Genomic DNA, 17,554 nt, shown 5'->3' with positions numbered 1-17,554 from the left:
TGCTTGTCACTAAATTACGGGTTGTTGATTAATTTAGTGAAAAACAAACTGTCTATAAAGAAAAACCTGCCAGTCGCCTGGCAGGTTTATATTCAGAACGAGTTGATTAGAACTCGTAGTTCATGCTTAACATGTAGTTAGCACCGAAAGATTGGTACTTAGTAATCTGACGAGAGTCAACAGCCTCAGCTTGAACTGTGTCTTCGTCTGTTAAGTTTTGCGCTTGGAAGCTCACACGTAAACCGTGTAATGATTCCATGCTAGACTCGCTGAAGTCGTAGCTAATTTGCGCATCCCATAACTGACCACCTAAGTCTTCAGTTTCTTCAAGCGCTAAGCTTAAACCACGTGTTTCTGTTAAGAATTCATCACGCTTTGTACCAGCGATACGGAATTCCCAACCATTGATTTCATAGTAAGCCGTTAATGAGTAACTTTCTTCAGAAAGACCTGGGATACGACCACCATCATCCAATTCACCATCGATAAATGTAGCACTCATTACAACACCTAAACCTTCAAGGCTGTCGTGCATAATGTTAAACGGTAAGCTCGTTTGGAATTCGTAACCGCGAACAAAACCTTCTAAACCATCTTGCTCTGTGCTAACAAAACCCATTAATGTTGCTGGTGCATTACCATTGCTATCTTGATGTAATTCAGGAATGTAAACATCAGAGAAGTCAGCTAGGTCATTGTTTGAACGGTGCCAGTTCTTAAGATCTTTGTAGAAGAACGTTGCAGCAAAGTAACCTTCTGGCGAGAAGTAGTTCTCGTAAGATAAGTCAAACTGAACAGCTTCAAGTGGCTTAAGCTCTGGGTTACCTGCGTTACCACTCCAAGGACCACGCTCTGGGTTAGCGTTACCAATTTGATCATCGTTATAAGCAAATGTTGCAACGTTGTTTGGTTTCATTTGGTCCATACGAGGACGTGATAATACTTTACCAGCTGCAGTACGGATAAATTGGTTTTCAGCAATTTCGAAGCTTAAGTTAATTGTTGGTAATAAATCAGAGTATTCTGCACTACCTTCAACTGGTGTCGCTTCAACATAACCATTTGCATTCTCAACTGTTGAGAAACCGAATGATTGTTGTTCTACGCTTGTGTATTGAAGACCAAAGTTACCTGTAACGTAAACATCACCTAACTCAGCATCGATGCTAAACTTGGCGTAGAACGTACGAATGTCTTCTTCAACTGTGTAAGTGTCACCGAAACGGTCAGTTTGTACTAATGATGCTTCAGTCGCATTGTAGTAACCGCTTTGGTATAAACCTAACGCATCGTAAGCTAACACGCCGTTAATGCCGATAAAGCTTAAGTCAGCTACACCTAATACTTGAGGGATTGATTCATCACCTGGGTATGAAGGAGCTGTTAAGTAATCACCTTCGTTGATTTTTGTTTTCTTACGGTCTGAAATGTGTAAACCAAACTCAGCACCAGAAATGATGCCCCACTCAACTACACCTTCAACGCTTACGCGTGCCGCATCTAACTCTTCATCAAACTCAGGACGGTTAATGAAACCATCTTGTGCGTCAGAACCTACTACTGGAGCACCCCATGCTTGAGGGCCAGCTAAACGGATTAGGTTTGGATCTGTGTAATCTAATGTAGATAACGTTGAATGTGCGCCGAAAATAGCACCCGTTGAAGTTTGCTGCCATGAGCGAGCAATAGTAGGTCGGCCATCAATACCAGCACGGCCAGTACCTGAGTAACTTTCAACGTCGATTAAGTCTTTTTCTACATCACTTGCAGAGTAATCAAGATCTAATGTCCAGTTATCAGATAAAGCGTATTCTACGTTTAAACCTAAGCTGTTTAATTCAGCTTTTTGGCTTAAACCGTCGTTACGGATAACAGAATGGAAACCGTCGAACTCACCGCTCATTACTAAGCCGTTTTCAACAGGACCAGCAGTGTGGTTAGGAGCACCCCATTCAGCGCCACCTTCTTCTAAACCACGTTTTACATCGTTTTCTTCAAAGTCGATGTATAACGCGTCTAATTTAACTTTTAAACGGTCAGTTGGCGCCCACTCAACAACACCAGCAACTGATGTACGCTCTAATAAAGCTGAACGCGTGTAAGAGTCATGACCACCTAAGATTTTTGCACCTGGAGCTTGGCTTGAATCAGCGTAACCCCAACCACGGAATTGATTTTCTTGGCGAGGAGTTTCTTGGTTCGCAACAGTTAATGCTAAACCAATTGTATCGTCGGCAAACTTGTCTACGAAGTTGAATGATAAACGGTGACCATTGTTATCGTAATCAGGGTTACCTGCGTCTTCACCATTTTGTTCGTATGATGCATTGAACGTCATTGTTTTTTCAGCAGTTAGCGGACTAACCATTTGCATATCGATAGTACCACCGATACCTTGTGTCGTAAGGCCTGCTTCTGAAGATTTGTAAACAACGATGTTGTTAATGATTTCTGTCGGGTAAAGGTCAAACTCAACACCACGGTTATCACCCATACCTAAGATTTCACGACCGTTTAACGTTGTACCAACGTAGTTCTCATTAAAACCACGAACAGCAAGACCACTAGTACGACCGTTACGACGTTCACCTGTAACACCTGGTAAACGAGATAAAGATTCTGCTACAGATGTATCTGGTAATTTACCGATGTCTTCTGCAGAGATTACTTCGACGATGTTGTCTGTGCTCATCTTGATCGCTTGAGCACGCTGTAAAGAACCACGGATACCCGTAACCGTAATAACTTCAACTTCTTGTTCTTTTGCTTGGCTGTCTTGAGCTGCTAGTGCAGGAGCACCCATTGCCATTAAGCCAGTAGAAAGCATAGCAAGCGTTACCTTGCTAGGTTTAAACTTCAACATATATTCTCCCCTTCGTCCTTGTTATCTTTATTTTGTTCAGCATCCGAGCTGACGCGACGACATTTGTATTATATTTTTAGAAATCCGCTTACGTGTATATTAAAGCGGTCAACTTACTATAAAAGCGAGCCCATTCTAAAAACACTGTTTGCATACGTATTCATCATTTTGTAACCGCAAATGTTTCCTAGATGTAGAAACTCTTTAAGCGTAATAGAGAAATACAAATAACGACAAATTTTGGTGAAAAAAACATTCAAAATACCGTTAGAAGATTTCATAACCACTTCCAGTTCACCAAATTCAAGGACTTAAAAAAGATCGGAATTAAAAAGCTCAATAAACAATCATAATAAGTTTTCAAAAAATGTAACTTATCACAACAGACTTTCAGCAATATGACACGCAATCTGAATACGTATGCAGTGATTACAGGTGTTAACAGGAAGTTGTTCAATCCTTAACCAGTATGCAAAAAAACGGGGGAATGCGCTTAAGATTTAGTCAAAAAATGGATTAAAAAAGGCGCTCTATTGAGCGCCTTGAGAATTGAGTATTTGCACTAAAACTTATTTTTTAGTAATAGTGACTGTTGGGCTCTCTGGGTTAGGGCCAACCACCGTAAAGATATACGTACCAGCTTCGGCAATATCAACTGTTAAGTTCGTATTTGAACCTTGAGTTAAACGATATGGGCTATCTAAGCTAACCGCACTCGCACCATCGTCGCCGCCTAAGTTAACCGTAGACCAATCACCCGAAGCAACTTTGAATTCATGGTTCGCTACCGTAAGATCAATCTCAACACTATAGGTAGCGTCTCCATCGTAACTTAGGGCGTCAACTTCTCCCCAACCATTCATTCCACCGCGAATATACACGGTAGTTGCACCAAACATTTCCGCGCTGTAAACCGTTAACGTTGGCGCATTGATATCGGTAGTATCTACAATGAAGGTATAATCACCAGCCGCAAATTCCATGTAGAAGTTATCATTACTCCCAGGAACCAATAGCTTTTCATTACGAGCGGTCACTTCTCGATCGCCAGCTGGAGCTCCTAGGTTGACTGTCGCCCAATCTGCCGAGGCAACTTTGAAGTCATGTGTCCCCGCCGCTATTGACACAGTGGCTGAGTATCGACCATCACCAATGTAAGTAAATGGATTATCTTCACTCCAACCATTCATGCCACCTCGCACAAAAATCGTTGTGTCTGCAAAGGCTTCTTGATCACGCACATGTAATACTGGATTGTTAGTATCTGATGCATCCAATGTGAAAACATATGTCGCCTCTTTATCAATGGTAATTGATAAGTTGTCATTACTACCTGGTAGCAATGTAAAGTCTTCACCGACGACAACTTCATTTGATCCAGCAGGAGCACCTAGATTAACCGTTGCCCAATCACCTGACGCTACTTTGAAGCCATATGTACCAGCAGCTAGTGTAAGTGTTGCACGGTAAACACCTTGACCTTGATAACTAAAGCTATCGACTTCACCCCAGCCATTCATCTCACCACGTACAAACACCGTTGTATCACCATATGGCTCAACATCTGGCGCGCCTGACGTTGCTGTAGCCAGCAAGCCATCACCTTGGTTATCACCCTGAGGTTTAACAAATACGGCTGTCGTATATGCAGGTACATTAAATGTACCTTCACCTTCGCCTGCGTCAAAGCTTGAACTTGCAACACGGCTGTCAACTGAGTTCGCTAACGTCTGGTGTAAGCTAAAGCCAGCAGCGGTAGATACTGTATGACTCACTGAATTTTCGCTTGTATTAATCACAACAACAATCGCATCGTTTGCTGGATCAAGATCTTCAACACCTACACCGTCATCGATACTCATGACAATTAAGCCTTGCGTTTGACCTTTGCCGATGTTGTGAAAGCCAATACGGTCAATAATGTCTTGCGCTGTTGTTAACTTAAAGAGTGGGCTAGATGTTCTAACTTGTAGAAATTCATTAAACACATCCGATGCAAACATCATGTCTGACATGCCGACCTGATTTAACGCACTTGATGCAATACTTACTAGGTCATCGTCCGCACGGCCACCTTTGTCCAATGGTAAACCCACATTAAAGTTATTCGTTTCCATTGAGAAATCAACAAGGTTATACCAATCACCTGCATCATAAGTATTTCTATCTAATGACTTAGAGCGAAGGAAATCACCGCCTAATTGCATGAACGGAATACCCTGCGATAGCAAGATAATCGAGTGAGAAACATTTTGAATCCTTACTCGATCTTCCAATGAGTATCCTGCAGGTAACTCAAGTTGCAGTTGATCCCAAAGCGACTCGTTGTCATGTTTAGAGATATAGTTAATGTTATCCGCCGGATCTAGCGCGTACATATTTGGCGAAAATGCCGATCCTGTGCTCGCAACTCCATTGTAGTTAACTAAAACGTAATCAGCTAAAGAGCCTGCAAGGCCAAGTTTTACGATATCTTGTTTAATTAATGGACCATTTTCTTCAGTATTATTGCTAAAGATTTCTGCGGTACGAATACCTTCACGGATACGGTCATTAAATGTCGCAATTTCGGTACCCGCCATATTGTACTGATTCGCTTGCTCAAAGCCGCGGTCATCACGATTCCAACCTTCACCGTAGAAGTAATTGTCTTCATCAATGGCCTGAATTGCATCACGTGCGGCTAACATTTGATCTTTTGAGCCGTGACTCATAATGTCAAATCTAAAACCGTCAAACTTATAATGCTCGGTCCAAAGCGCTAACGAATCCACCATCAGCTTATCCATCATACGATGTTCTAACGCTGTATCGTTACAACATGTAGATTGAATCACACTACCCGTTTCAATATCACGCGAGTGGTAATAGCCCGGTACAACTTTATCTAACACCGAATTATCGTAAGTGCCGGCAGAGTTGGTATGGTTGTAGACAACATCAAGAACGACACGAAGACCAGTATTGTGTAACGCCTGAATCATCTCACGCATTTCAATAATACGCGCAACACCGTCAGGATTTGATGCGTAGATACCGTCTGGTACGTTAAAGTGCTTAGGGTCGTAACCCCAATTGAAACTATCTAAATTGCGCATCGCATCAACAAGCATAGCTGCATCGTTCGTATACGGAGAGTAACTCGCTAATACATCAGCCAAAACAGCATCATCAGACTCAACTCCACACACTGGCGCATTGGCATTTTGAGCACATAAATCGCCAACCGTGTCGGTGATATCTACAATCATTGATGGGTCTTCGTTAACCGTAGCGATATCGTTAGCAGGTAGCATATGAAAATGCGTCATACCACTATCAGCTAACTTTTGTAAGTGCTGAACTGGAGCAGAATCAACTTCAGTAAATGCTTTGTATTTACCTCGATTTTCTTCTGAAACACTCATATCACGTGCACTAAAGTCGCGAATATGACCTTCATAGATTACCGCATCTTCGATATTAGCAACTGTAGGAATATCATGACTATCCCAGCCAGCTGGCATAAGGTCTTCATCAGCTAAATTGACAAATTGTGAATACATACCGTTTGTTGACAAACTAACTGAATATGGATCAGTAACGGTCAGTACCTCTACCGCTTGTGTTTGATAGTGGTACACAGTTACTTCATATTGATAAAATGCTCTATCTAACGAAGCGTCACCGGTGTATGTCCAGATACCTGTTTCAGCATCTTCTGTCATGGTATGACGACTCGTTTGCGTTTTGTTGGCATCAAACACAACAAGAGCGACATTTTGCGCCGTTGGCGCCCATAAATTTACCGAGATATCGCCATTATCGTATACCGGACCTAATTGCGCTTCATCTGCATCAGCGTCGCCTTGCGTATATAAAACGTCTAAGACTTTATCTGCTTGAACACCCGTTGCTAACGCAGGCTTACTTTCAGCATCATAACCTACTACAAGTAATTGATTTTTCAGTACTTGCTTCGCATCACTTGCTTCCCAGTTTCCTTGGAATGCAGGCCAGTCGGCTACTTGCGGTGCAAGTGCTCTTTGTTCATCAGTTAGTTCAACAGGCGTTAACTCAAGCGTATCACCGGTAATATTGCCATTGTCATCCTGATCAATGCCAGCGTTAGCTGAGTGGTGTAACCTCACGCTTGCTATGCCGTCATTGTATCCTTTCCAAACAAATGTATTGGTATCTATCCAATGAGCCGAATTACCTGATGCGCTAAAACCTAAAGACTCAACAGGATATTCAAACACTGTTGGTACACCGTGGAACGTAAAGTTCATGCGAACAAAACGCTCATCGTCTTGGTTTAATGGCATTTGTAAATCGCTAGAGCCTAGCGCTTTACCAGCATCATCAGTACCAATATGAATAATAAAGTTAGCACAATCACTGTAGCCTTCTTTCAAATTAAGGATCCAGTAAGCGCCATAGTTTGGATCGACACCATCGTGAATATGACCGTTTGCCCAATCCGATGTATCAAATGGTGGTGCATAAGCATCACATGTGTCATTGTTCCACGTATGTAAGCGATACCCTTCATAAGATGGATCATTGGCCGAATTACTCGCACCTACATCACCTCGGTTGTAATACAAAATCGCTTGGTTTTCTTGTGGTGTAACAGAGGGTAATGGTGCATTTTCATTGAAACCAACCACACACTCTTCGTTTAACGCATCAGGCACCAGTGGTGCTTTACATTGCAGCGGTTCTGGATCGACACACATTGTCCCTGTTGCATCAGGAACTTGCGGAACATCACAGGTTAATAAAGTTTGCCCCGGTGATACATCACTCCCGCCACCACCACAAGCACTTAATAGGACTGTCAGCAAAGCAGCAGCCAGTAGTTTAATCATTTTTGTTGCTAGCATGAGCGACTCTCCCAAGTATTAAAATTACGAACGAAAAACTTAAAACGCATAATTTGCTCCCAAGTAAAATTGGCGACCAAAGAATTGCGTTGTTCCGGTGAATTGTTTCGACCCAAAGTAACTTTGAGTTGGTTCATCGGTTAAGTTATTCACTTGGAATAACACGCTTAACTGTTCCGTCACATCGTATGACGCTTGCATATCAACAACAATTTCATCATCGAAGTTCACGACTTGCTCGTTTACACCCCATTGCTCAGAAACAAACTCTGAACGGTAACGAGTGTTAACACGTGCTTCGAAATCTTTGTAGTTCCAGAATAATGTGGCATTAAGCACATTCTCAGATAAACCCGGTAGTGATTGACTTCGTGTAGCACCACCTAAGTCGGTAAAGAATTCAACTTCACTCTTCGTATATGAATAGCTGATGTTTAAGCCCAAACCAGACCATAAGTCAGGCAACATTGAGAATATTTGCGTATACGCAAGTTCAATACCTTTAATGCTACCGCCTTCTTCATTATTGATAGCCGTCGTGTATGTACCTACTGGGTCAACAGTAACAGGCACGCCACTTTCTTCATCAACAATCGTTTCAGGTACGTAAAAACCATTTGCTCTAAAATCAAAATTGTAAATAGGTAGCGTTTGAACAAAAGACTCAATGTCTTTATAGAAGAATGCAGCAACGAAAGCGCCGTCAGTTTCTTCAAAATAACGCTCATATGAAATGTCATATTGATTTGCATAGAATGGTTTTAAGAAAGGGTTATTGTCACTATTACCCGAAATTTCACCGTCATCGTTGATATTAGTACTTAAGTTTGAAACCAAGCGATTGATTTCAGGGCGCGACATGACCTTTGCCGCCGCAAAGCGGATTTGATCATTGTCGGTGACTCTAAAGTTCAAGTTTACCGAAGGTAAATAGTCGGTATATTTTAAACCCAAACGCTTGAAGGCATAATCCGAGTTAATCAACCCAACTTCATCAACAATTGGTACAGCACCAGCCGCAACATCACCACCTACAAATTCGTAAACGGTAGATGATTGGTTGGTATCAACCATACGAATACCAATATTACCCGTCACCGGAATATCAGCAATTTCAGTATCGATATTTGCCATCACATAGGCAGACGTCACTTTTTCAAATACTTCACCACTTTGCAGTACCGACCATGATGAATTGTTGTCAATTTCACCATCAGCGTTAGCCCCCCAAGTTTGGACGGGCTGTGGAATACCATTTGGGAACCAAGCAGCAAGCGCCTGATCCAGATCGATTGCTAAGTAAGAAGGGAAATAAGAAAAATCGCCTTCCCAATTCACAACTTCAACCATATCTTCAGTTAAGCGAAGTGGTCCCTCACGAGAGGAAAACGCACCATCATCACCATACTGATACAACGATCTATCATTGCTGTAATCACGCTCTGAATAGCGAGCACCAAACTCAATTGAGCTAAAGAAATCATTATCTAGCTCATATTTAAGATCTAAGCGAACCGCCTTTAATTCATCTTCATTTTGGAAAGGATAGATACCATATTTACTCACCATCAGGCGATTAATGTCGGTAAACGCATCGGCTTGATTAAAGCCAACGTCAGGTAAGTCTAAACCGTTTAACAAATAAGATAGCGACACATTGGTATCAAACACCGGTGTCTCGGCATTGGCATCTTCAGCAACCAACGCCCAAAGTAGACCATTACGAAAATCATTGGTCGCTTTTGAATAGGACACATCCATATCGGCGCTCAGATTTTCCGTTAATTGCCATTGTAGATTTAAACCATAATTTTGGATTTCATCAAAATCTTGGTTGTCATCATTGACCGTCTCAACACGTGTAAAGCTCTTAGTGGTTCGATTAACCGTACCACCAATCATGGCATTTTCAGCAATAACTGGATTTGCATAAGCCGCGTTTTCACCACCAAACTTTACGCGAAAACCACGTGCAAATGTTTCACTATCAAACTTTGAGACAAATGCATCAGCGCGCAATTTAAAATCGTCGCGCGGTGCCCATTCAATCGCACCAACGTAGCCGTTACGCGTCTCTTCACCACCTAAGTGTTGAAGTTCAAAACCTTCCGAAATGTACTCTTTGTCAATATCGCGTTCAGGGTTAGCACTGCCATCATCATAAACTGGGCCGTTTACATCGCCCTCGACTAAATCGATGTCCTTAACGCCATTGTATGCGAAGCCAATAAACTGTGTAGCGACACTAGGTTGGAACAAACGCGCATAGCCTAGCGATACCCCAAAGGTTTCATCAAGAAATTTGCCTTGATATGAAAAGCTAAAGCGATGGCCAAACTCATTGGCATCTTGTACTTCGCTGGCGCGGTCGTTATACATGCCACGCGCGTTTATATTGAATTTGTGATCTTGGTCAATACTCAACGGGCTTGCTGTTTTTAACTCAACGGTACCAGCAACACCACCTTCGATTAATGATGCTTTAGGCGACTTATAAACAGCGGCTTGAGAAATTAACTCAGATGGGTACTGATCAAACTCAATACTACGGCTACCACTGGTTGAAACTTGTTCACGCCCATTTAGTGTGGAGAATACAAATCCTCCATCCATACCACGAATATTGATTTCAGCCGCTTGACCACCAGTACGCACAGCTGACACACCCGGTAATCGTGTTAGTGCATCTGCCATCGAGACATCAGGTAATGCACCTAAATCATCAGCCGACAATTGTTCGGTCACTGTATCAGCAAAACGTTTAGCGTTAATGGAATCGATTAGAGACTTTCGAAAGCCGGTGACTTCAATCACTTCTATTTGATCTTCTTGGGCATCATTCGCCCCTTGTGCCGCCTGATTTGGTTCAGCAGATTGGGCTATAGCACCACCGACTGAAAACAAACCACACGACAACAATGCAAGCGATAATTTGCTTGGTTTAAACATGTTATCTTCCCCAGATTACTCTCTGTAATTTACTGGCTGTTGCGCCAGCTTTTAGTTTTTATTAAACACGCTTTGAACGTTTAAAAAACAAACGCCATTAGCCACTTTATGAAACTAAATAGAGATCACCTATCGATTGCATACGTATTCAAAAACCCTAATAAAAGAAGAACAATTCGATTATTTATCATAGCAATAGGGTAACCAAACAAGAGTAATTACTCGAAAACAGTCTACAAACTAGACAAAGCAAGAGTGGACAGAAATCAAACAGAAATTGATAGAAAATTTTCTTAATTAACTTTTCATTAACACTGCATTTTTTGAATACGTATGCATAACGAATGAGCTATCTTCTTATTAACGATTTAAATCGCTAGATTAAATAAACTTTTCATCAATAATAAATTTGAGCACTTTGTATGCGTGTTTTACTCACTAGTTTAATTTCTTGTGCCGTACTGATGGCCTGCCAAGATCAGCCACAGCAATCGACTTCTCTATCGTCATCTTTAACCTTGTCAAAAGCGGCTGTTGATCAAGCCAAAACTGACTTTTCTGGTCATTGGCTAACACGCAAGATCATCGTTTTACCGGCGTCCGTAGCGAATGAACTCTCTTTGGTAGAAATCCCTTTGGATATCGCTGGCCAAACTAATCGAGAACTTGTCAGCTACCCACTGAGAAAAACAGCTTTTCCAGCAGACTTACAAACCCAATACCCACACTTAAAAGATTTCCAAGCATATGAAGTAAACGTGGCTGATGAAACCATTAAACAAATGCTAAAAGGGCGTATTGCGATTACAGGAATACAAAATGGCCAACTAGATTCACTCCATCATGTTCAAACAAGTTATGTCATCGACGAGCTATACACCCGTGGTAAAAATGACGCGGATGACGTAGCTGATTTGGGTGCAACATTATCGGCTTCGGGCACAACGATTAAGCTTTGGTCACCCACTGCAAGAAACATCAAAGTGAAGTTATTTGATCAAAGCAAAAATTTGATTGAATCAACCCCAATGTCACTTGATGACAGCACAGGTATTTGGCACGTAGCATTTGCAAAAAACCTTGATGGTTACTATTACCAGTATGAGATTGAAACCTATCACCCGCTGACTCAAAAAGTAGAATCATTCACAACAACAGACCCATATTCCTTAAGCCTTTCAACCAACAGTGAGCACTCACAAATCATTGACTTGTCTGAACCCTCTACTCAGCCTCAAGGTTGGCTAAAACAACAAGACAATGTATTGAAAAATAAAGAAGACGCTATTTTCTACGAACTTCATATTCGTGACTTCAGTGCTGCTGAAAAACGCTTAGCCAACGAGAAAAATAGAGGTAAATATGGCGCGTTTAGTGAAACTAATTCATTCGGTATTAACCACATAAAATCGTTGAGAGAAGCAGGACTCACATACATTCATTTATTACCAACATTTGATATTGGAACAGTGAATGAGCAAATAGATGTTGCATTTGCGCTAACGGATAGTGTGGCAAAAGTCTGTGAATCAAGACCTGAAGTCAGTATTTGTTCTAAGGAGTTTTCGCCTGAGTTAAGCTTATCTGAGGTGTTAACAAGCTTCGATCCTTTATCTAACGATGCACAACATTTAGTCTCTGAATTACGTCAGTTTGACAACTACAACTGGGGCTACGATCCGTTTCACTACACAGTTCCAGAAGGCTCATATGCGGTAAACCCTGAAGGAAAAGCGCGTATAATTGAGTTTCGCCAAATGATTCAAAACATCCATAACATGGGTTTTCGAGTTATTATGGATGTTGTCTATAACCACACGCATCAAGCAGGTTTAGAGCCGACAGCAGTGCTAGATAAGATCGTACCTAACTACTACCACCGCTTAAACCCAATCACCGGTGAAATTGAACAATCAACTTGTTGTGACAACACGGCTACAGAACGCGTCATGATGGAAAAGCTCATGATTGATTCCTTGGTTGTTTGGGCAAAAGAATACAAAATAGATGGTTTTAGATTCGACCTAATGGGTCATCAGCCAAAATCGTCAATGCTCAAAGCACGTGACGCGGTTCATGCTGTTGATAGTGACAACTACTTCTATGGTGAAGGCTGGAACTTCGGTGAAGTTGTTAACAACAAACAGTTCGTTCAAGCCACCCAATTAGAGCTTGCTGGCACAGAAATAGGCACATTCTCAGACAGGTTACGTGACGCCGTCCGAGGTCCTGGCATTAGTGTTTCCGGTAATGACATTCGTCGAAATCAAGGGATTGGTAATGGTTTAGGGACCATCAACAACGAACTTCAAAGTGAACCTGGCGCACCTGAATATCAATTATTGCTAGATCAAACACGCATTGGTTTAGCCGGCAATTTAGCTAATTATCCTATCACCCTTAAAACGGGCGAAACAGTGTTGGGTAAAGACGTACCTTATGGCGATCAACCAACGGGCTATGCGTTAGATCCTGCAGATACCGTGAACTATGTTTCAAAGCATGACAACCAAACCCTGTGGGATAATAATCAGTATCGCACTGACTTCTCAGTTAATCGCGCAGAACGAGTGCGCATGCATATGCAAAGCTTAACTTATGTGATGTTGGGACAAGGCATTCCATTCCTTCATATGGGATCTGAATTATTGCGCTCTAAATCATACTTACGCGATAGTTATGACTACTCAGACTGGTTTAACTATGTCGACTTTTCCAAGCAAAATAACAACTATCACGTTGGCCTGCCACCAGCAGAAAAAGATCAACAAAACTGGCCTCTGATTAGCAAGATAATTCGCACTAACAATGGCAAAGATCGTGCGACACCAGAAGATATAGCGTTAGCCTCAGCGATGTTTCATGACTTTTTAAAAATCAGAAGCTCATCAGACTTATTTAGGCTAACGACTGAGCAAGCCATCATAAATCAATTGAGCTTTATGAATACAGGGCCCAAGCAACAAGACGGACTGATTGTGATGCGATTAACGAAAGCAGACAACAACGATTCTCCATATTCAGAAATCGTTGTGCTATTCAACGCTAATCGCACGCCTGTGAGTTTTGAATACCAAGGGGCCGAAGCGTTTGCTCTACACCCTATTTTAACCGCGAGTAAAGATAGCACTGCCAAAGACAGTGTAACGAGCATTAATCAATTTACGGTTCCAGCGCTGACAACCACGGTTTTTGTTAAATAAATGACGTTGCTTGCAATATATATTGCGAGCACGTTTGAGTTATTACTTATTACAACGAGTTTAATATGAAAAAAATAGTAACCTTAGCGACAAGTATTTTGCTTAGCCCTTGGCTGATGGCAAAAACTGTTGAAGTGACCTCACCCAATGGAGATATTGTCGTCACCGTTAATGATGATAATGGGCCTCGCTATAGCGTAATGTATCAAGATAAAGCCGTGATAGAGCCATCACGTCTTGGTATGTCGTTTCAAAAAGCGCCAAGTTTCGGTGAAGGCTTCACCATTGAAAACGTCAAAACATCAAGTAGTAATGACACATGGACGCAACCATGGGGTGAGCGTAAAGAGATTGTAGATAGTCACAATGAATTAATTGTAACTTTTAGCACGGACCGCAAAAAGGCGAACACCTTTGATGTTAAGTTTCGCGTATTTGATGATGGCTTAGGTTTTCGCTACGAAATCACAAAGCAAAAAGGTTTAACGGGCGATATAAATATCACCGATGAGGCCACTGAATTTGCAATCAATGATGGCGAAAATGCGACGGCATGGTGGATACCAGCACGAGGCTGGAACCGTTACGAATACATTTACAATACGACAAAATTACGTGATGCATCACTTAGCCATACACCGTTAACATTCAAACTGACAAACGGGACTCACGTATCAATTCACGAAGCAGCCTTAGTTGATTATGCTGGAATGACATTAAACCAGCGTCGCCCGGGTACGCTGAAAGCCGACCTAACGCCATGGTCTGACGGCACACTGGTTAAAAAACGCGGCAGTTTCTCAACACCATGGCGTACCATTCAAATCAGTCAACAAGCTACCGGACTATTAAACTCCGACCTAATACTCAACCTTAATGAGCCAAATAAACTAGGTGACGTGTCTTGGGTAGAGCCTGGCAAATATGTTGGTATTTGGTGGGGAATGCACATAAACGAAAATACATGGGGTAGCGGTGACAAGCATGGCGCAACTACCGCAGAGACGATTCGTTACATGGACTTCGCAGCAAAATATGGATTTGACGGTGTTCTCGTTGAAGGTTGGAACGAAGGTTGGGATGGCGACTGGTTTAACAACGGTGACATTTTCAAATTCGACAAACCATACCCAGATTTTGACATTGATGCTGTCAGTGCACACGGTAAAAAAGTGGGAGTTCGATTAATTGGACACCATGAAACCTCTGGCAATGTATCAAATTACAGGGACCAGTTAGCCGATGCCTTTACGCTGTATCAAAAACACGATGTCGCACAAGTCAAAACAGGATATGTTGCCGATGGCGGTAACATTAAACGCGTTGATGACAATGGCATCGTTCGCAAAGAATGGCATGACGGTCAATTTATGGTTAATGAGTACTTGCACAACATTATGCAAGCAGCCAAATACCGCATAAGCATCAACACTCATGAGCCAATCAAGGATACAGGGTTACGCAGAACCTACCCTAACTGGATTTCAAGAGAAGGCGCACGAGGTCAAGAATACAATGCTTGGGGGTCGCCACCAAACCCACCTGAGCACACCACTATTTTGCCATTTACCCGCATGTTATCGGGACCAATGGACTTTACCGCTGGTACCTTTGATATGGCGTTTAATGGCTTAGGTGATGAGACAAACCGCCCACGAACAACGCTAGCCAAGCAGCTGGCTTTATTTGTTGTCATTTACAGTCCAATCCAAATGGCATCAGATCTGCCACGAAATTATGAAGCTAATTTACCAGCATTCCAGTTTATCCGAGACGTACCTACGGACTGGGAAAAGTCGGTTGCAATCGCTGGGGAAATTGGTGAATACGTAGCATTTGCTCGTCAAGAACGTGATGGTAATGACTGGTTCTTAGGAGCAGTGACCGATGAACATGCGAGAGAGATGACATTTAAACTCGACTTTTTAACACCAGGTAAAAAATATCAGGCACAAATTTATCGTGATGGCGAAAAGGCTGAATGGAAAGATAACCCTTATGAAATGGTTATTGAAAACAAAGACGTTGATGCAAATGACAGCTTAACAATTAAACTCGCCACCAGTGGTGGTGTTGCAATACGTTTTAAAGCACTCTAGTGCTAAACTAGCTATCGGCCCAAACTCCCTCCCGATAGCTAGTTCCCCTTTTCTCTTAGTGATAAGCCACGCGTAATCGACTACGCTCTAACAATTTTTGTTCGGCAAGCTGCCCTACTTTACTCAACACGTCCCTAGAACCTGATTCATCTTCTTTAATTGCCGTAACGCTATTGATTAACCAATGTTCATTTTGTTTTTCAAGCGCAAACACATATCGCCCTGAAACCTGCCAGAAATCCTCATTCACCCAGTGACTTGCAGTAAAACTGACATTGACTTGTGCTTGTTTACCTGTGATAGCGACGCGCATGTCTTTTAGCTCATGAAATGTCGTATCAAAACCAGGTAAGAAGCCCGCCCATTGTTGCATTAAGGCTATGTTAGACGTTTTTTGAGCTTGGCCACCAAACAAGGAGGTATAATCAAGTGTCAGTTCATTAGTTAACAGGCGACCCAAATACTCAAAAGCATTTTGGTCCGCCATCGTTGCAAAACTATTTACTGTGCTTTTTATTTTTGCTTCATCTTGTGAAATATTTGTAGCCCCGACAGACGAACTTATAATGCCAACAAGAATCAAAATGACGTAATGGAGTTTCATTGCTCACCCTCTCTATAACGTGTTAGCAAAATGAACTGATATCAATTCAACGGCTTGGTTTACTGCATCTGGTTTATCATAGAAATCAAACTGTGATATGCCATCTAACCAGGTCGCTTTGACATTGTGACCCGCTTTATCAAGGTATTGGTGTGTTCCAGCTGGTAATGCCATGGCTTCAGAAGCCACCATAAGCACCGGCGCTTCAATAACGTTCGCACTTTGCTGCGCGTTATATGTTAACCATGGTGTCCATGACGCGACATTAAACTGGTTATCGTACTCAGGGATCAGTCCACGGTCTGTTTCTGTGTAATATGGCGCTTGGTACATAAGTGAGCCTTGATTCGTCATACTCGCCGCTTCAATCAATACTGGAGTTTGACTTTTTTTCGCATCGCTCGCCATTCTCATTAATTGCTCTACCGACGCTTCACCACCGTATACAGAGGTTGCCAGGGCTTGATCATGCAACCAAGGAGCGACGACAGCAACAGAGCTCAATTTATTGTTTTCAACAGCTGCATCAAGCATATAGCCAGAAGAAGCACAAATACCTAAGCCTGCGATACGCTGACCATTAACCATAGGTAATTGAGCTACCGCGTTAACTACATGAACGATATCTTGTGTTTTTCTTACCGGGTCCTCCAAAAACACCTGATTATCGGCTGATTGGCCCCATCCTCTAAAATCAAAAGTCACCGCTGCATAGCCTTGTTTAGCCAGTGCTTCTGCATACGTTGCGGGCATTTGTTCTTTGACTGTTGTCCAAGCACCTGTGACAACAACAACAGGTGGCTTCTCAATACCTTCAGGTAAATATATGTTTGCAGCGATCTTTCCGATCTGAGTATCTAATTGAATGGATTTCATCATTGTTGCCTCTTTATTGTTGGATTCTGCTGCACTAGCCCCGATAGCCATGCATGCCATTAATGCGATTAATTTTTTCAAAGTGTTTCCCA

The 17,554-nt window shown here is 42.1% G+C and carries 7 protein-coding genes; 2 read left to right on the top strand and 5 right to left on the bottom strand.

The genetic code is table 11. The annotated features are described in order from the left end of the window. Nucleotides 1-106 precede the first annotated feature (106 nt). The 3 genes from QQK05_RS02475 to QQK05_RS02465 form a co-directional block, all read right to left on the bottom strand. Nucleotides 107-2,863, bottom strand: a complete 2,757-nt coding sequence (locus tag QQK05_RS02475; protein WP_284295795.1) for a TonB-dependent receptor — start codon at nt 2,861-2,863, stop codon at nt 107-109. A 569-nt stretch (nt 2,864-3,432) separates the two neighbouring features. Next, entirely contained in the window at nt 3,433-7,731 is a 4,299-nt protein-coding gene (pulA, locus tag QQK05_RS02470) for a pullulanase-type alpha-1,6-glucosidase (protein ID WP_284295794.1), read from the bottom strand. 39 nt (nt 7,732-7,770) lie between these two features. Then, the gene (locus QQK05_RS02465) at nt 7,771-10,680 is read right to left on the bottom strand and encodes a TonB-dependent receptor (protein WP_284295793.1); all 2,910 of its coding nucleotides are present in this window, start codon (nt 10,678-10,680) and stop codon (nt 7,771-7,773) included. A gap of 422 nt (nt 10,681-11,102) precedes the next feature. On the opposite strand from QQK05_RS02465, the gene pulA (QQK05_RS02460) reads away from it, so the two are divergent. Next, complete coding sequence (gene pulA / locus QQK05_RS02460) at nt 11,103-13,883, top strand: pullulanase-type alpha-1,6-glucosidase (protein WP_284295792.1); 2,781 nt, start codon at nt 11,103-11,105, stop codon at nt 13,881-13,883. 65 nt (nt 13,884-13,948) lie between these two features. Beyond that, nucleotides 13,949-15,982, top strand: a complete 2,034-nt coding sequence (locus tag QQK05_RS02455) for a glycoside hydrolase family 97 protein (protein ID WP_407704844.1) — start codon at nt 13,949-13,951, stop codon at nt 15,980-15,982. 55 nt (nt 15,983-16,037) lie between these two features. Here the strand turns inward: QQK05_RS02455 and QQK05_RS02450 are convergent, their stop codons facing one another. Then, complete coding sequence (locus tag QQK05_RS02450; protein WP_284295791.1) at nt 16,038-16,586, bottom strand: nuclear transport factor 2 family protein; 549 nt, start codon at nt 16,584-16,586, stop codon at nt 16,038-16,040. Nucleotides 16,587-16,598: 12 nt separating this feature from the next. Further along, nucleotides 16,599-17,543 (bottom strand): alpha/beta hydrolase, encoded by a 945-nt coding sequence (locus tag QQK05_RS02445; protein ID WP_284295790.1) that lies wholly within the window; start codon nt 17,541-17,543, stop codon nt 16,599-16,601. Nucleotides 17,544-17,554: the final 11 nt, after the last annotated feature.

The organism is Thalassotalea loyana (assembly GCF_030161435.1).
GTDB classification, from domain to species: Bacteria; Pseudomonadota; Gammaproteobacteria; order Enterobacterales; family Alteromonadaceae; genus Thalassotalea_G; species Thalassotalea_G loyana.
The sequence above is the reverse complement of the archived record's forward strand: the minus strand, read 5'-3'. Positions and strand labels throughout refer to the sequence as shown.